We start from the raw sequence: 16,586 nt of genomic DNA on the forward strand, positions 1-16,586 counted from the left end.
AGTCGACACTCGGGGGCACTCAAAATCTGAGATAGAGAGTATTAACTTCTCTATACGTCGTCGACCAGTTCGTCCGCGACGCCCGTGTAGCCGGTCGGCGTCAGCGCGCGCAGTTCCTCGCGAACCGACTCGTCTACCTCGAGGTCGTCGAACAGCTCTCGGAAGTCCTCGAGCGTCACCGATTTCCCGCGCGTGAGGGCTTTGACTTGCTCGTAGGCGTCTTCCTGCCCCTCACGGCGGAGGATCGTCTGGACGGCCTCGCCGATGATTTCGGGGGTCGACTCGAGGTCGTCGCGCATGACGTGTTCGTTGGGGACGACCTTCGAGAGGCCGGCAGCGGCCTTGGTGTAGCCGATCAGGCAGTGAGCGAAGGCCGAGCCGATGTTGCGTTTGACGGTCGAATCGGAGAGGTCACGCTGTAGTCTCGAGGTGGTGACGTAATCGGCGAGGAACGTGAGATCCGAGTTGGCCTTCGAGAGGTTCCCTTCGCTGTTCTCGAAGTCGATTGGGTTGACCTTGTGAGGCATCGTCGAGGAGCCGGTTTCGCCTTCGACGGCTTCCTGACCGAGGTAGCGATCCGAGACGTAGAGCCACATATCCAGATCGAGGTCGAGCAGCACGTCGTTCGCGCCGCGGAAGGCGTCGAAGACGGCCGCGAGGTCGTCACACGGGTTGACCTGCGTCGTGAGTGGCTCGAACTCGAGGCCGAGTCCCTCGGTGACGAATTCGTTTGCGAACGCCTGCCAGTCGACATCGGGGTAGGCCGCGACGTGGGCGGCGTAGGTGCCGGATGCGCCGCCGAGTTTGCCGCGCAGGTCGTCGGCTGCTGCCGTGATGCGCCCCGTTGCACGCCCAAGTCGGGAGGCGTAGACGGCCATCTCTTTGCCGAAGGTAGTCGGTGTCGCGGGCTGGCCGTGCGTTCGCGCGAGCATCGGCAGATCGCGGTGCTCGCGGGCCATCTCGGCGAGGGTGTCCTGCAGGTCGTACAGTTCCGGCAGGAGCACCTCCGAGACGGCGTCACTGACGAGCAGCCGGTGGGCGAGGTTGTTCACGTCCTCGCTGGTCAGCCCGAAGTGGATCCAGGCCGAGGCGTTGCTATCCTCGTCGAGATGGTGCCGAATGAAGTACTCGACTGCCTTCACGTCGTGATTTGTCGCATCGAACTCAGCGTGGCCCTCCGTCTCGAGTTTTTTGACTAATTGGGCGTCCTCTTCGGCGAAGTGTTTGTACAGTCCGCGCAGGTGTTTGCGCTCCTCGAGGCCGATTTCTAGCGGCGTGGCCTCGAGGTCTGCGAGTGCGATCAGATATTCGACTTCGACGCGGACGCGAGCGCGCATAAGCGCGGCTTCGCTCGCGTACGGCGACAGCGGTGCGGTCCGGCCACTGTAGCGCCCGTCCAGCGGCGAGACGGCGTACAGTGCGTCAGTTTCGGTCATTGTGCGACCCTTTCCAGCGCGGTCCAAAAGCGTGTCGAAAGCCGGTTCCCGAAAGGGCCACGAGCGTGCACATCTCGAGCATCCTGTGGACTATTCTCGAGTGTGTAATACACGAACGTGAATACTTCGGGCCGAAAGACCGCAACGGCTTTCCCGTTCGCGGCTGGCCATGCTAGTATGACGCGAATCGCCGGGATGGCCGGCAACCGAGGGCGTAATCTGTTGAACATCGCCGACCGACAACCGGGCGGAGCCGACCTCGCCGTCGTACTGACGAACAGTGAGGACGCGCCAGTACTCGAGGCCGCAGCCGACCGCGGGATTCCGACCGAAGTCGTCCCACAGGGCAACATGAGCCGCAGCGAGCACGAGGAAGCTGTGCTCGAGGCCCTGTCGGACTACGAGTTTGACCTGGTCTGTCTGGACGGCTACATGCGTATTCTCTCGGAGACGTTCCTCGACGACGCGCCGACGACGCTGAACGTGCACCCCTCCTTGCTGCCCGCGTTCCCCGGCATGGACGCCTGGGGCGATGCACTCGAGGCGGATGTCTCGGTCACGGGCTGTACAGTCCACGTCGTGACGGACGCGACTGACGAGGATGGCGAGGTCCTCGAGAACGAAGTTGACGGCGGCCCAATCGTCACGCAGGAGCCGATTCCGGTCTACGAGGGCGACGACGCCGAGAGCCTGAAAGAGCGCGTCCTCTACGAGGGCGAGTTCCGCGCGTACCCGCGGGCGGTGAAGTGGTTCGCGGAGGGCGCAGTCGACGTGGATCTCGAGGCGGGCGAGGTCTCGGTCGATAGCGATGTCGCTACCGTGGGAGATGACGACCATGATGGGCTTCCGTCCCGTCGACTCGTCTCGAGCGACCGACTCGACACGCTCCGCTACGGGGAGAACCCGCATCAGGACGCGGCGGTCTACGCCGACTACACCTGTGACGAGGCGAGCGTTATCCACGCCGATCAGCTGAACGAGGGCGCGAAGGCACTCTCGTACAACAACTACAACGACGCCGACGGCGCGCTCAACCTCATCAAAGAGTTCGACGAGCCCGCGGCGGCAGTCATCAAACACACCAATCCCGCAGGCTGCGCGACAGCGGATTCGCTCGCCGAGGCCTACGAGAAGGCGCTCTCGACGGACCCGATGAGCGCCTTCGGCGGCATCGTCGCGCTCAACCGCGAGTGTGACGCCGCGACCGCCGAGCAGATCATCGACTCCTTCAAAGAGGTCGTCGTCGCCCCTGGCTACAGCGAGGACGCCCTCGAGGTCCTCTTCGAGAAGGATAACCTGCGTGTACTCGACGTTGGTGAACTGGGCGAGCGCACCGAACGGTTCACCGAGAAGCCGCTGGTCGGCGGTCGACTCGTTCAGGAGCGCGACCTGCAGTCGATTTCGGTCGACGACCTCGAGGTCGTTACCGACCGCGAACCCACCGAGGAGGAACTCGAGTCGATGACCTTCGCGTGGCAGACGCTCAAACACGTCAAATCGAACGGCATCCTCTTTGCAGACGGGACGGAGACGGTCGGCATCGGCATGGGACAGGTCTCTCGAGTCGACGCGGTCCGCCTCGCGGCGATGAAGGCCGACGAACACGCCGAGGGCAAGGACGCCGAGGGCGCAGTGATGGCTTCAGATGCCTTCTTCCCGTTCCCAGATGGTCTCGAGGAGGCCGCCGAGGCGGGCATCGAGGCGGTCGTCCAGCCCGGTGGCTCGGTCAACGACGACGACGTGATCGAAGCCGCGAACGAACACGACATCGCGATGGCGTTTACGGGACAGCGGTCGTTCCGTCACGATTAGCATCTGCGAACGAATGAAGTGAGTGAGCAGCTTTTTGGCCCAGATTTTTGCGTGAGGGTGAACGAAGTGAACCCGAGCGGAAAAAGGTGGATCAGCGATGGCGTTTACGGGACAGCGGTCGTTCAGACACGACTGAGCGAACGCGAAGTCGTTTTGAAACTTGAGAGACGAGCGACGCGACTCGAGAGTAAAAGACTCATTTCACCTACCCGAGGTGATTTTGGTGTGTCGATCCAAGGGTACTGTATGGACCGACGACAGTTTCTCGCAGCGGCAGGCGTTGGCGTCGCAGCGACGACAGCGGGTTGTACCGGGAACGTACTCAGCACGGATGACGAACCGGGGTCGGGTGCTGAAACCGGCAGCGTGACAGACCGAGAGATTACCGTCAGCGCGGAGGGCGACGTCGAGACGGACCCCGATGAGGCCGAACTCTCCATCGGCGTCGAATCACGCGGCGACAGTTCCCAAGCGGCGACTGACGAACTCGCCGCCGATGCCGAGCAACTGCGCGACGCACTCGAGGACCTCGAGATTCCGGAGGACAACGTCGAGGAGGGCCAGTACCGCGTCACCCCGGTACACAACCGTGACGACGACGTCGAGGAGTTCCGCGGCGTCCGCTCTTTCGACGTGACGCTCGAGGACACCAACCGGGTCGGCGAGGTCATCGACGCCGCGGTCGAAGCGGGCGCTGACAATATCGGCCGCGTCAACTTCACGTTGGCCGAGGAAACGCGCGACGACTTGCGAACCGACGCAATCGACGCCGCCCTCGAGCGTGCAGACAACGAAGCCGAACACGTTGCAACGAACCGTGGCGTCGAACTAACGGGCACGAACTCCGTCACGACGAGCGACGTTCGCGTTCACTCCGTCCGATACGATGCCGGTCAGGACATGCTCGCTGCAGACGACGCCGCCGCAACAGGGACGGAAATCGACGCCGATCCGGTGAGCGTGACTGCGAGCGTCAGCGTCAGTTACGGCTTTACGGACGCCTAACTCCGGGTTCAGCTCTCGAAAACGAACGAAACAAAAATTGGGACGGGTGCGGTCTCAGTCGTCGGCGGGAACGGCCGTCGTTGCTCGCGTATCGCCCATTGCGAGGACGTCATCAAAGAAGTCGAGGGTGTCCTCTGGGCCGGGGTTGGCTTCGGGGTGGTACTGGCGGGTGATGACGTCGTAGTCGACGCCGTCGATCCCTTCGGGCGTGTCGTCGTTGACGTTGATCTGGGTAATCTCGAGGTGTTCGCCGGGATCGGCGACGGTGTAGCCGTGGTTCTGCGTGGTCATGACGACCTTTCCGGACTCGAGGTCGAGCACTGGCTGGTTGACGCCGCGGTGGCCAAAGGTCATCTTCTCGGTGGTGCCGCCGAGGGCTTCGGCGACGATCTGCTGGCCGAGACAGATGCCGGCGACGGGCGTGTCCGCGACGAATTCCTCGACGAGGCTAATTGCCTGCTGGTAGTTCGTTGGGTCGCCGGGGCCGTTCGAGATAAAGAGAATGTCGGGAGAGACGGCCTCGACGTCGGCAACGCTTGCGTCGTACGGCAGGACGTGGACCTCGGCGTTGCGGGCGACCAGCGAGTCGACAATCGAGCCTTTCGCGCCACAGTCGACGAGGGCGACGGTTTCGCCGTCGTTGTCAGCGCCGTAGACTTCGGGTTCGTCGACGCTGACCTGTGCGCCGATGTCGGTGTGTTCGCTCATCCCCTTGCACTGCTCGAGTTGCTCGAGTGCGTCGTCTTCGGTGACGTCATCGCCGACGGCGATGCCGCATTTCATCGCCCCCTCGTCGCGGATGTCAGTGACGACTTCGCGGGTGTCGAGGTGGTCGACGGCTGGGACACCTTCTGCCTCGAGCCACTCGGCGACGTCTTCGGTGAGTTCCTTTGCGAGGACAGCGCGTGGGTGGATGCGGTCGTCCTCGAATCGTTCTTCTCGGACGCCGTAGTTGCCGATCAACGGGTACGAGAAGGTCAGAATCTGCTCCTCGTAGGATGGGTCGGTGAGACTCTCTTCGTAGCCGGTATATGCTGTGGTGAAAACCAGTTCCCCGCGAGCGGTGCCCGGAGCACGTCCACGACCCTCGATGACGTGGCCGCCTTCCAGTGCAACGTACGCTTCTGTCATTACGAACTACGTATTGATCCCACCAACATAAGTGTTGTCTTCGAAGCTCAATTACGAAATTCGTAATCGGTAAGTGCCCGCTCTCCGTATCGTCGCATCTCCATGGACGAGCTGGACCGACAGATCCTCGATATCCTCCGGCGAGACGCCCGGACGCCCTACACCGAGATCGCAGACGAAGTCGAAACGAGCGAGGGAACCGTCCGCAACCGCGTCGAACGTATGATGGACGATAACGTGATCGAACGCTTTACCATCTCGACCCGGACGGGCAACGTTCAGGCCATGCTCGAGATCGGCGTTGCGGTCGATGTAGACACCAAGGCTGTCTCCGAGCGAATGGCCGAGTGGGAAGAAGTCGACCGCGTCTGGATGGTCTCGGGCGAACAGGATATCGTCCTCGTCGTCGACGCCGCGGACACGCGCGGGGTAAATGATCTCATTACGAAAGCCCGCGATCAGGAGGAGGTCGTCAGCACGAAAACGCGGCTGATCCTCGAGAAACAGCTCGGGTGAGGGTTCTCGATGGAACAGGGGTCGCGAGTCGCCACCGCCACCTCACACGCCGTTTCGATATTCACAATTCGTCACGTCGCAGGCGCTCGATGAGCTCTGCACTGAGTGGCGGGAGCCAGGAGTCCTCTCGAGCAGCAATCTGTGTCAGTTCTGTCGGTGAACACGAAAGAGGGGAGTCAGGATGTTTTCGGCCGTGAATGCGACGGTAGCCACGCCGGAGGAGTTCATCAACTGGTCCGGTTTCGACTCGTGGTTCGACGCGGCCATCTCGAATCGCATCGACGACTGACTCGGGCGTGCAGTCGTCGGCGTCGATCAGGGTATAGGCTCGTCCAACTTCGAACGGGAAGTGTGCATCACTGCCGCCAACAATGGGAAGACCGGCCGCCTCAGCAATCCGTTCGACCAGGGGTTGCGTGCGGGGATGTTTGCCGTTGATTTCGATTGCGTCGAACGGCAGCTCCGCGAACCGAGTCGCTGCCACCTCGCTGTTGCGATACGGATGCGCGATGATCGCCGCACAGCCGCGGTCGTGTGCCATCTCGACGACTTCCATCGGCGTATGCTCGAGCGGGACGGTCTCGGTCGGCGGATCGGGACCGACCACGAGGACGTGGCCGTGTGTCGTCGAGATTTCGATGCCGGGAATGACCGAGACCGCGGTAGACGACGCCGGCGTGTAGTAGTCGTGATTCGTGGTGGCGACACCGTCGAGGCCGCGATAGCTGGCTGCGGCCGCGAGCAGCCGAGCACCGATGGGATCGAATCGGTCGCCCAACCGCCGATGCCCGTGGAAGAATCGGGTGTGTGCGTGCAGATCCACAGCGTACATACTAGCCCTTTGGTGACCCCACGTTGTGAAGCATACGCCGGGGTCGTCCTTTTTTGCTTCCCAGCCGTCTGCCTCGCTATGTCTGCGGGCGACGAGCAGTCGATTGATCGGTCTCGCATTCTCATCTCCAACCCCGTTAGCGGGTCCGGTGACCACGCTGAGACGATCTCCAGACGCGCAGCCGAGCACGGCTTTACGGTTCGCCACACTGCGCACGAAGGCGATGCCATGCGCCTCGCTCGAGAGGCAGCAGACTCGTCATCCGAGGCGCTCATCGCGGCGGCAGGCGGTGATGGCACCGTCAACGAGGTCGTCAACGGTATCGTCGCCGCTGACGCCCTCGAGTCGACGACGCTCGCCGTCGTTCCGAGCGGGACTGGGAACAATTTCGCGTCGAACATCGGTCTCGAGGGGCTCGAACACGCGTTTTCGGTGATCGAAGACGGACGACGCCGTCGGATCGACCTCGGGGTTGCAAACGACCGTGTGTTCGTCAACTCCTGTGTCGGTGGTGTGACTGCACAGGCGAGTGAGAAGACGTCCTCGGAGAGCAAAGCCAGGTTGGGAGTCCTCGCCTACGTGAAAGAGACACTCGATACGCTCGGCTCGTTCGACGGACTCCCGCTTCGGGTACGGACAGATGAGACAGACGAGGGGACTGCAGCGTGGGCGGGTACCGCGATGTTCGTCCTCGTCGGCAACTGTCGGCGATTCGGTGGCCGGCGAACCGCACAGGCGAACGTCGAAGACGGGCAGTTCGAAGTCACGATCATCGAAGACGCATCCATGAGTGAACTGCTCGGAAACGTCGCTCTCGAGGAATTGCTCGGTCGACCGCAGTCGTCGATTGTCCGATACCAGACGCCGTTTCTCACCCTCGAGAGTCGACACGGTGCCCTCGAGTACAGCCTCGATGGTGAACTGCTCGAGGCAGAGACGCTGTCGCTCGAGACGCGGCCGAATGCACTCACGGTCGCTGTCGGCGATAGCTATCAGCCGACTCCCGATGGGTCCGTGTGGCCGCTGCAGTGAGCCGAGGCGATACTGGTTTCAGGCCCCTCTCCGAGTATGCAGGTATGAGCGTACCACCGGACGACCTCGAGCACGAAAACGCGAAACAGGATGTCATCGCCGTCGATGCCGACGACACCGAACAGAGACTCGTCAATCGACTCGAAGCCCATACGGGCGATGGCATTCGACATCGGGCGTTCACCTCGCTCGTGTTCGACGGCGAGGGTAACATCTTGCTCGCCCAGCGCGCACCCGAGAAACGCCTCTGGGGGAGCTACTGGGACGGCACCGTTGCCTCCCACCCCGTCGAGGGCCAGAGCCAGGAGGAAGCGACGCGCCAGCGACTCGAGGAGGAACTGGGAATTACGCCGGATCAGTACGACGACGTGCGCCTGACTGATCGCTTCGAGTACAAGCGCTACTTCGAGAACGCCGGTGTCGAACACGAAGTCTGTGCGGTCCTGAAACTGACGCTGACGGATCGCAGCCTCGAGCCGGACCCCGAGGAGGTCGCTGGTCTCATGTGGGTACCGTACGAACGCCTGCACGAGAATCCGGAGTGGTATCGCCAACTGCGGCTCTGCCCGTGGTTCGAAATCGCAATGCGACGTGACGTTCAGCAGTAGCCGTTCTGCCGCGTCTGTTTCGGTTCCATACCAGTTGAGGGCGGGCTCGAGTCCACAAACTCGTATGACAACAGTTACCGAGGAACAAGGCTTATGGTACCCCCATCCGTAGCGTCGGGTGAGGACCGACAGAACCGGTCCGTGTGACGAAATGAGTTCCCAACCACCGGAAGCCGAGACGTACGACATCGACCTCTCGCGAGACGAACAGTGGATCGTTCATCACGCCCTCGTCAGCTACGCCGATGACCAGATCGATGACGGCGACACACCATCCTCGTGGGTGCTTGCAGCCCTCGAGACCGTCGAATTTGATGAGGAAAATACGTTTACCAGCTATCAGGCACGCCAACTCGAGACCGTCCTGAGCGACTACATCGAGCGCGAGGGAACACCGGCTGACGACGCCGCACATGGATCGGCTGTCATCGAGACGCTGACAGACCGCCTCGATCTCGAGGAGTGTGCCGACCTCGAGGCCGAGCAGTAACGACTCCAATTTTCGCGGAAAATCGTCCGTAGACAGTGCTTCCCAGTTGTTTTCAGGGCCGCGTCGTCGCCCAGACAGCAGTCACCGCGAGCAACACAGCCGGTGCGAGCGGGAGAATAATCAGTGCAAAGAGGTAGTCTGCGGGTGGGAGCAAGAGGATGGTCACCGGCGCAACAATGAACGCAAAGACGATAACGCCGATCAGCGTCCAGCCGCGCCAATCGAACTCACGGTTGACGGCAGCGGGATGGACCGGCCCGTCGTCTGGTGAGTCCCTATCACGATCATCGTCTCGAGGGCTTCCGTCATCGTCGAACGCTGACGGATCGTGGACGTATCCGCCGTCATCACTCGAGTTCGAAGTCACAGTTGCACTTTCGAGTCCGTGGTGATAGCACTCACGGTTCAGCCTGCGACGGCGGGTGACTGCGTCCGGTCGGTGAACCAGCCCGTCTGCTGGCGATTAGAGTTCGCTATCCGGGCGGACAACGACTTTGCCGAAGCCCTCGCGCTGTTCGACGATATCGTGTGCGCGTGCAGTGTCGCTCATCGGCACCACCTCGCGAATCGACGGCTCGAAGGTGCCGTCCCAGACCAGTTCCATCACGTCATCGACCTGTCCGGGGGAGCCCATCGTGGAGCCGATGATCTGGAGTTGGTTCCAGAAAATACGTGGGATATCCGTCTCGGGATTGCCGCCTGCGGTCCCGCCACAGGTGACGAGTCGGCCGTTCTTCGCGAGGCTCTTGATCGAATCGCGCCACGTGCCGGCCCCGATGTAGTCGACGACGACATCGACGCCGCGACCACCGGTCTCGCTGCGGACCCATTCCGCGAAGTTCTGTTGCTCGTAGTTCACGACGTGGTCTGCCCCGTGATCGCGGGCGTACTCGAGTTTTGCCTCGGTGCTGCCGGTTGCATAGACCTCTGCGCCAGCGTAGTCTGCGATCTGGACGGCAGCGTGGCCGACACCGCCACTCGCGCCGAGGACGAGGACCTTCTCGCCGGGTTCGATATCGGCGCGGTCGATCAACAGCCGCCAGGCGGTCTGGAAGACGAGCGACGTTGAGCCGGCAGTGACCCAGTCAACACCGTCAGGAACCGGTATCAGGTTGTCTTCTGGGACGGCGGTGTACTCCGAGTGAACGCCGGTGACGTGCTCGCCGAGCAGGTGGAAGTTGACACAGAGCGTCGGATCGCCGTCGCGACAGAACTCACAGTGGCCGCAACTAACGCCTGCGGTTACAGCAACCCGATCACCGGGTTCGAACTGCGTCACGTCGTCGCCGACTGCCTCGACGATCCCCGCTGCGTCACTCCCGGGAACATGGGGCATCTCGAGGTCGAGCGTCGGCAGTCCACGGCGGACCCAGATATCGAGGTGATTGAGCGCGCCGGCTTTGACGTCGACGAGCACGTCGTTGGGGCCGACGGTTGGGTCGGGATACTCGCCGTACTCGATCACGTCGGTGTCACCGTGTTCGGTGATCTTGACTGCCTGCATAGGCGAGACTGATGGTCACTCGAGCCATAACAGTTGGGCTCTCGGCGAACCACCGCGACCGGTTTTGCGCCGCTCTCGTGCTGTCTCCGAGGTGGGCACTGTTTTCCGCTCGGCAGTCAAAGGCGAGGTATGACCGGAGACGAGACGCCGAACGAGGGTGACTCGGACGCCGAGACTGCGTCACCGACAGCAACAGAGGACGCGTCCGAGGCTGCTGAGACGACGGCGACTGAGACGGACACGGAAACAGACGCAGACAGCAACTCGGAGTCAGCGTCACTCGAGGTTGGCGTCATCACCATCGCAGCGAATCGCTCGCTCGCCTCCGACGACGCGGGGACGGCAATCGAAACGGCTCTCGAGGAGGCCGGCCACAATCTCACGACGCGAGAGCACGTCGCCGCCGAGCACGACCGGGTTCAGTCTATTGTCTTGCGACTGATCGAGCGAGACGATGTTGACCTCGTCATCACTGCCGGTGCAACCAGTATCGAACCCGACGACGTCGTCATCGAAGCCGTCGACCCGCTGCTCGATAAGGAACTAACGGCCTTTCGCGAGTTGTTCACCATGTACGCTGCCGACCGAATTGGGACCCGCGTCGTTGCAATGCGAACGCTCGCCGGTGTTGCCGACGGAAAACCGGTCTTCTGTCTGCCCGGAAACCCAGACGCCACCGAACTGGCGACCGAGAAGGTCATCCTCCCCGAAGCCACACACTTGATCGACCTCGCTCGAGCGGACGACGCTGAAACCGAGTCGGCTGCCGAGCCAGCGCTCTCGGACGACGATGACAGCGAAGACACCACTAGCGAGGACGCAGACGAGACTGACACCAGTTCGTAGCGCGAGGCCGAAAAGCGACCAGCCATCGCTTAGTGGATCCAGTTCCAAGCGCGCATATGGACAAACAGCACCTCCGAGAGCAACTCTGGGACGACCTCGAGGACAGCGGTGAGGCACGATTTCCGTTTCCACCGCATGGTCGCATTCCGAACTTCGCGGGGGCGGATGCGGCTGCAGAGCGACTCGCGGAAACGACGGCCTGGGAACGCGCCGACGTCATCAAGGCGAATCCCGATGCCCCACAGCTGCCGGTTCGACGCGCAGCGCTGCGGGCTGGAAAGACGGTCTACATGGCAGTCCCCCGGCTCCGTGACGAACAATGTTTTCTACGGCTCGATCCCGCCGAAATCGACGATATCGACCACGCAACGACGGTCGGTGGCTCGGCTGAGGTTGGTGTTCCAGTTCATCCAGACGCAGTCGATCCTATCGACCTGATCGTCGCTGGCAGCGTTGTCGTCACGCCGGCCGGTGGCCGCATCGGGAAGGGCGAAGGCTACAGCGACCTCGAGTATGCGATTCTCAGCGAGTTCGACCTCGTCGATGATGAGACGGTGACGGTCACGACAGTTCACGAGATGCAAGTCACCGACGCGACGCTTTCGTTTTCCCCGCACGACGTCTTCATGGACCTGATCGTCACGCCCGAGCGCGTCCTCGAGACGACCCCGGACGCGGATCGGCCAGCGGGAATCGACTGGGACGAACTGGGCGATGACCAGCGTGCGGAGATTCCGATTTTAGAGACGCTCGAGTGAGTCTAAGACGGATCAGTAGGCGACGCTCTCGCTCTCGAGTGTAAAACAGCCCGGGACGCAAACACGTCCCGGATGCCAGAACCGCAAGGAACGACGCAGGCCGGTGCAGCAGCCCGCGTCGGAACGGTATGGCAATGTGGGGGGAAGGGTGCTGTGGTGGGATTGCTGGAAGTCACGGGAACAGGCAATATGCCACGGTGTGGCGGTTGCCCGTCGACCTCCATCCATCCCTATTCGGGGGACCCACTTGAACAGGGGAGACGGTATACCGGTCTTACGCCGAATTCTGCCGAATTTAACTCGGATTTAATTGGCTGATATCGCGAGCGAGACGGTTCACAAACCCAATACAGCCATTACAAACTACCGTCGGAAATAAAAGTGGTTGTTTCCCAGACAGTTCGAACGCGACTACTTAGCCGAGCAGTTCCTCAGCAACGAGTGCCGGATCGAGCAGTTTCGGATCGACCGCAAAATCGAGTTGTGCTTTCACGAACTCCGGACTCGACTCTCTCGAGTAGACAACGGTTCGGATGTCGTCGCTGAGATCACAGACGATTGGAATCGTCGTCGCCTGAGAGACGTCCGTCAGGACGTACAACTGCGCCTCGACGATGCCAGCCTCCTCTAACTGCGGCCGCGAGATAACGCCCTCGAGTCGAGCGACCTCGACGCCTTCGGCCTCGAGTGCGTCGGTGATGCCGTTGTCGTCAGCGCCGGCAACGACTGCGTTCGTGACCGCCATTATTCGTACTCGATTGTTGCTGGCGGTTTGTGCGTCACGTCGTAGACGACGCGGGCGACGTTGTCGTTCTGGCCGGTGATTCGGGACTGGATGCGCTGGAGGGTCTCCCAGTCGATCTCCTGGGCGCGGGCGGTCATCCCGTCACGCGATTCAACCGAGCGCACGGAGACGACCCAGCCGTGGACGCGGTTGTCGCCTTTGACACCCGTCGCCTTGCCGATGACGGCGGCGAGGGCTTGCCACGGCTCGTACTCCTCGAGTTCCTCCTCGACGACGTGACAGGCGTCGCGGGCGACCTCGAGTTTCTCGTCGGTGACTTCGCCGATGACGCGCACGGCGAGTCCGGGGCCGGGGAACGGCATCCGTTCGGCGACGAGTTCGTCGAGACCGAGGTGGCGTGCGACTTCCCGCACTTCGTCCTTGTAGAGGTCGCGAACGGGTTCGACGATGCCGTCGAAGTCGACGACATCGGGGAGGCCGCCGACGTTGTGGTGGGACTTGATCCCGCCTTCGCTCTCGATGCGGTCGGGGTAGATCGTCCCTTGCACGAGGTAGTCCGCGTCGGCGTCTGTGGCTTCGCGTTCGAACTCACGGATGAACTGCTCGCCGATGATCTTGCGCTTTTCCTCGGGGTCCGTGACGCCCTCGAGCGCCTCGAGGAAGCGATCTTTCGCGTCGACGATGCGCAGCGACTCCATGTAGTCGAACGTCTCCGCGATCTGGTCGGTTTCGCCTTTGCGCATCAGGCCGGTGTCGACGTAGACCGGCGTGAGTTGGTCGCCGATGGACTCGTATGCGAGTGCGGCGGCCACACTCGAGTCGACGCCGCCCGAGAGGGCGATGACGGCGTTCGAATCGCCGATTTCGTCTTCGATCTCTGCGACTGCCTCCGGGACGAACGTGTCTGTCTCTACCATTGGGGGTCACTCTCCTGTCGTCTCGGCGCAACTGCGTCCAAAATAGTGCTATCGAGCGTACTCGCCATGCCGACTTTCGGAACGGGACGGACAAAACGATTTTGAATTGGTAGTCGGCTGTGTCTCGAGGTGCGTTCGAGTGACGTGATGGCGTCCCGAATCGAGCCCGTCGCAGTTGACTCGAGACCGTCGCTAAAGCCGACACGACCGTTGTCAGCAACCCCGACGGCCTCGATGTGATCGCGGTTTGCATCGATTTCCCAACAATTATGAGACGTACCTTCGACCGTCTCTGATAATGAATCGGCGGACCGCTCTCGGGTGGCTCGGGGCTGGAACGGCCGCGGTTGGACTCGGAGGATACCACCAGCGCCGCCGCATAGGACGGTGGTCCGACCGCAACGCATTGCACGGGGCCCAGGAGATCGAGCATCCCACCGTCTCGGACGCCACGTCCCTCCGTCCGACGGAATCCCATCTCATCGATGCCCTCGAGGAACTCGCCGAGCGCGTCGAGGCGGCTCGAGAGCGGTGGCCGGACGGGGAGATCGAGGCCGACGAGGACGAACTGATGGCCCACTCCGGACGGCAATTCGAACGGGCGGACGCGACGCTCGAGGAGTACGAGGCCCAACGCGGCTCGTTTGGAGAGTTCTCGGCGGCGGAACGGCTCGACGTTCTCGGCGACCTTCGGGGTGCACTGGGTGGGGCGGAGCAGGCAATTACCCTGGCGGCGCTGCAGCGCGGCGAGCGCGATAGAGACGACATCAGTGCCGACCTCGAGGCGCTGCGCGAGGAGTACGAGGCCGTCCTCGAGGGCCTGTCGTACGTGGCACCCAACCTCTCGTGGGCCGCCACCGCGTACGGTGAGTTGGACGAGTGGCTGGACACCGCCCGCGGTTCGATCCGGATGGCCGAGCGATACGTTCACGGAGAGGGCAACCTCGACACCGTCGAACCGCAGTATTCGGCTGCTCGAGCGGCCAGCGCACGCGCTCGGCTCGATGATGCCGTCCGATTTCAGGACTCATTGGAAGCGAGCGCACGGGAGGAGGCGTCTGCGGGTTCGCTTGAATCGGACCTCGAGGACGCCTCCGAACGACTCGAAGAGCGAACGGAGACGGTCATCGAAAACGTCGAGTTTGAGACCGAGGACGGTGGGGACGAGATCGATGCCCACGCATACCGTATTTATATTTCCCACCTCCTCGAGCGTCACGACGGACCCACGGATGCGTTCGAGAAGGGCTTGCCCGCACTCGCAGTGCGTCGAGCGGTCGAACGCCACGCGTACGCACTCTCCCTCCCAGCGTTTGAGGACATCCCGTCCACGAGTGAACCTGACGTGACCGTCGAGTTCGACACGACAGGTGACGCCGTTCGCGATGCCAAAGCGCGTGCCTCGAGTGCGCTCGAGGATCGGATTCGTGCGGACGGGGACGATCAGCTCGTTCAGCACCTGTGTGCGATGCTTGTGGATCGGTTCGAGCGACAAGACCGGCGACTCGAGCGCCATCTCGAGGCGATCAACGAGGAGTCGGCGAGCGACTGGGCTCGCCAACTCGAACAGACTCGGCTTCGGTATCTCGAGATTGAAGAGTTGGCGACGGCGATTCCGGATGTGATGGCGGTCGTTACAGAGATCGACGACTAAGCGAGGCTTTTGACGTTTATATAGGGACTGTCTCTATACGTCTTCATAAGTGAGGAACGTTCTTCTATTCTTTCATAATGAACTGTTGTCTCACTTCTCTATTAATGGGACAATCGTCCAATTTTGAGCAAATATTATATATGGGTCTGTCGTAATGAATTGTATGAGTGATCAACTAATAGGAATAATATGGAATATGATTGTAGTCTCTGTGAGCGGTCTGTTCACAATCATAATAATGACCCATCTATGGAATTCCAGTGCGGCTCCGGAGCCCGGTGATCCGTTTTATGAGTTAATGGCTTCAACTGTTGAAGGAGCGATGATGGCTTTCGGACTATTGGGTTTGGTTAGCCTAATCGCCATACTCGCATGGACATGGTCAGAAGTACAATCGTTCTAACTGTCGCACCAATTCTTGGTGATGTGAGAGCCAGTCCAAAATCTAATTTCTATTTTTCAGGCTCTAATTTGTCGGCTTCAAGTTCTCCGTCGAGATAGGCATGCCCGCGGTTAGTGATCCGATAGTACCCACGGTCTTCATCAACTTTCTCGAGAAGATCGTGTTCGACCAAAACGGGAAGCCGTCGTTTCACAGTCGGGTGAGAGACACCGTGTATATTGTACGAGACTACCGCTGGAGGCATTGCGATCCCTGTTTCCTCGAAGAACTCGAGGATGGCGGGATCTGATTTAGTCATCCACGATACCAGCGGGCGCATTGGCCAGAGTCTCACACTTCGCCATCATAACTACGGGTGGCATAGCCGGACTCAATATCACTTGGCATCAGCTCTGATACTGTATGGGATCAAATTTATGTTCCATGCGTTCGTGAGTGAGAGTAACGGAAGCCAAAGAGACCCACTTGTCTGGGTTACGTGTTCGTCAAAACTGCGGACCCGGTGCTGCAACACCGGCCCGCGTGGCTTCCGTACTCAGGCTACGGACGCATGCAATCGCACGATACTGCGGAGAATAAAGCCTCCGCTCGAGAGTCGTATCGCCCGCACACACTCCCAACGCTCCGAACTGACGGCGGCCAGAACCCACCCGCCACGCCCGCGTTCACACTCACCCTCGAGTACACGACGATGGATGGCCGTCGCCAGCGCGTTACCTACGTTCCAGCCACGGACGCGGACGACGCGCGGCGGATCACCCACGAGCGAGACGACAGCAAGTGGCGAGAAACTAGTCGCCAACCCATCTCGAGGCTTGCGGTCCACCTGCAGAACCACGCCGGCGGATCGGGCGACTACTACGCCGGCCCGTAGCGCGTGATCCGCCCCGCCGATAC

19 protein-coding genes are annotated in these 16,586 nt (G+C 61.5%); 11 read left to right on the forward strand and 8 right to left on the reverse strand.

The genetic code is table 11. From position 1 onward, the window contains the following. Window positions 1-50: 50 nt before the first annotated feature. Window positions 51-1,436: an adenylosuccinate lyase gene (gene purB, locus B2G88_RS10700; RefSeq protein WP_087714750.1), complete on the reverse strand. Its 1,386-nt coding sequence runs from the start codon at window positions 1,434-1,436 to the stop codon at window positions 51-53. A gap of 177 nt (window positions 1,437-1,613) precedes the next feature. On the opposite strand from purB, the gene purH reads away from it, so the two are divergent. Together purH and B2G88_RS10710 are read left to right on the forward strand one after the other, a co-directional pair. Then, on the forward strand, window positions 1,614-3,248 hold the full coding sequence (gene purH / locus B2G88_RS10705; protein WP_087714751.1) for a bifunctional phosphoribosylaminoimidazolecarboxamide formyltransferase/IMP cyclohydrolase: 1,635 nt from the start codon (window positions 1,614-1,616) through the stop codon (window positions 3,246-3,248). A 246-nt stretch (window positions 3,249-3,494) separates the two neighbouring features. After that, window positions 3,495-4,253, forward strand: coding sequence for an SIMPL domain-containing protein (locus B2G88_RS10710; protein WP_054862546.1), 759 nt, complete (start codon window positions 3,495-3,497; stop codon window positions 4,251-4,253). A 54-nt stretch (window positions 4,254-4,307) separates the two neighbouring features. Here the strand turns inward: B2G88_RS10710 and carA are convergent, their stop codons facing one another. Next, window positions 4,308-5,384, reverse strand: coding sequence for a glutamine-hydrolyzing carbamoyl-phosphate synthase small subunit (gene carA, locus B2G88_RS10715; RefSeq protein ID WP_087714752.1), 1,077 nt, complete (start codon window positions 5,382-5,384; stop codon window positions 4,308-4,310). Between the two features lie 102 nt (window positions 5,385-5,486). Between carA and B2G88_RS10720 the strand changes: the two genes are divergently transcribed. Further along, window positions 5,487-5,900 (forward strand): Lrp/AsnC family transcriptional regulator, encoded by a 414-nt coding sequence (locus tag B2G88_RS10720; RefSeq protein ID WP_054862547.1) that lies wholly within the window; start codon window positions 5,487-5,489, stop codon window positions 5,898-5,900. Window positions 5,901-5,961: 61 nt separating this feature from the next. Here B2G88_RS10720 and B2G88_RS10725 read toward each other — a convergent pair whose 3' ends face one another. Beyond that, window positions 5,962-6,732: a PHP domain-containing protein gene (locus tag B2G88_RS10725; protein WP_087714753.1), complete on the reverse strand. Its 771-nt coding sequence runs from the start codon at window positions 6,730-6,732 to the stop codon at window positions 5,962-5,964. A 78-nt stretch (window positions 6,733-6,810) separates the two neighbouring features. On the opposite strand from B2G88_RS10725, the gene B2G88_RS10730 reads away from it, so the two are divergent. The 3 genes from B2G88_RS10730 (at window position 6,811) to B2G88_RS10740 (ending at window position 8,862) form a co-directional block, all read left to right on the forward strand. Beyond that, the gene (locus B2G88_RS10730; protein WP_245835351.1) at window positions 6,811-7,764 is read left to right on the forward strand and encodes a diacylglycerol/lipid kinase family protein; all 954 of its coding nucleotides are present in this window, start codon (window positions 6,811-6,813) and stop codon (window positions 7,762-7,764) included. A 44-nt stretch (window positions 7,765-7,808) separates the two neighbouring features. Further along, on the forward strand, window positions 7,809-8,372 hold the full coding sequence (locus tag B2G88_RS10735; RefSeq protein ID WP_087714755.1) for an NUDIX hydrolase: 564 nt from the start codon (window positions 7,809-7,811) through the stop codon (window positions 8,370-8,372). A 151-nt stretch (window positions 8,373-8,523) separates the two neighbouring features. Beyond that, on the forward strand, window positions 8,524-8,862 hold the full coding sequence (locus B2G88_RS10740; RefSeq protein WP_054862548.1) for a DUF7853 family protein: 339 nt from the start codon (window positions 8,524-8,526) through the stop codon (window positions 8,860-8,862). A gap of 52 nt (window positions 8,863-8,914) precedes the next feature. On the opposite strand, the gene B2G88_RS10745 is transcribed toward B2G88_RS10740, so the two are convergent. Next, window positions 8,915-9,229, reverse strand: a complete 315-nt coding sequence (locus tag B2G88_RS10745) for a hypothetical protein (protein ID WP_054862549.1) — start codon at window positions 9,227-9,229, stop codon at window positions 8,915-8,917. A 96-nt stretch (window positions 9,230-9,325) separates the two neighbouring features. After that, on the reverse strand, window positions 9,326-10,366 hold the full coding sequence (locus B2G88_RS10750; RefSeq protein WP_054862550.1) for a zinc-binding dehydrogenase: 1,041 nt from the start codon (window positions 10,364-10,366) through the stop codon (window positions 9,326-9,328). Between the two features lie 129 nt (window positions 10,367-10,495). Here B2G88_RS10750 and B2G88_RS10755 point away from each other — a divergent pair, with 129 nt between their 5' ends. Both B2G88_RS10755 and B2G88_RS10760 read left to right on the forward strand, forming a co-directional pair. After that, complete coding sequence (locus B2G88_RS10755) at window positions 10,496-11,212, forward strand: MogA/MoaB family molybdenum cofactor biosynthesis protein (protein ID WP_054862551.1); 717 nt, start codon at window positions 10,496-10,498, stop codon at window positions 11,210-11,212. Between the two features lie 56 nt (window positions 11,213-11,268). Beyond that, window positions 11,269-11,970: a 5-formyltetrahydrofolate cyclo-ligase gene (locus B2G88_RS10760; RefSeq protein WP_087714756.1), complete on the forward strand. Its 702-nt coding sequence runs from the start codon at window positions 11,269-11,271 to the stop codon at window positions 11,968-11,970. A gap of 415 nt (window positions 11,971-12,385) precedes the next feature. Here the strand turns inward: B2G88_RS10760 and B2G88_RS10765 are convergent, their stop codons facing one another. Together B2G88_RS10765 and guaA are read right to left on the reverse strand one after the other, a co-directional pair. Continuing rightward, window positions 12,386-12,715 (reverse strand): DUF7126 family protein, encoded by a 330-nt coding sequence (locus tag B2G88_RS10765; protein WP_054862552.1) that lies wholly within the window; start codon window positions 12,713-12,715, stop codon window positions 12,386-12,388. Beyond that, window positions 12,715-13,632: a glutamine-hydrolyzing GMP synthase gene (gene guaA / locus B2G88_RS10770; protein WP_087714757.1), complete on the reverse strand. Its 918-nt coding sequence runs from the start codon at window positions 13,630-13,632 to the stop codon at window positions 12,715-12,717. The genes B2G88_RS10765 and guaA overlap by 1 nt, the downstream gene beginning before the upstream one ends. Window positions 13,633-13,930: 298 nt before the next feature. Here guaA and B2G88_RS10775 point away from each other — a divergent pair, with 298 nt between their 5' ends. Together B2G88_RS10775 and B2G88_RS19090 are read left to right on the forward strand one after the other, a co-directional pair. Then, the gene (locus tag B2G88_RS10775) at window positions 13,931-15,286 is read left to right on the forward strand and encodes a hypothetical protein (RefSeq protein WP_087714758.1); all 1,356 of its coding nucleotides are present in this window, start codon (window positions 13,931-13,933) and stop codon (window positions 15,284-15,286) included. A gap of 163 nt (window positions 15,287-15,449) precedes the next feature. Then, window positions 15,450-15,689 (forward strand): hypothetical protein, encoded by a 240-nt coding sequence (locus B2G88_RS19090; RefSeq protein WP_140408839.1) that lies wholly within the window; start codon window positions 15,450-15,452, stop codon window positions 15,687-15,689. Window positions 15,690-15,738: 49 nt separating this feature from the next. On the opposite strand, the gene B2G88_RS10780 is transcribed toward B2G88_RS19090, so the two are convergent. Continuing rightward, entirely contained in the window at window positions 15,739-16,008 is a 270-nt protein-coding gene (locus tag B2G88_RS10780; RefSeq protein ID WP_087714759.1) for an IclR family transcriptional regulator, read from the reverse strand. A 231-nt stretch (window positions 16,009-16,239) separates the two neighbouring features. On the opposite strand from B2G88_RS10780, the gene B2G88_RS10785 reads away from it, so the two are divergent. Continuing rightward, window positions 16,240-16,563, forward strand: coding sequence for a hypothetical protein (locus B2G88_RS10785; RefSeq protein WP_087714760.1), 324 nt, complete (start codon window positions 16,240-16,242; stop codon window positions 16,561-16,563). The last annotated feature ends 23 nt before the right edge of the window (window positions 16,564-16,586 follow it).

The sequence above is a fragment of the Natronolimnobius baerhuensis genome (assembly GCF_002177135.1).
Taxonomy (GTDB): domain Archaea; phylum Halobacteriota; class Halobacteria; order Halobacteriales; family Natrialbaceae; genus Natronolimnobius; species Natronolimnobius baerhuensis.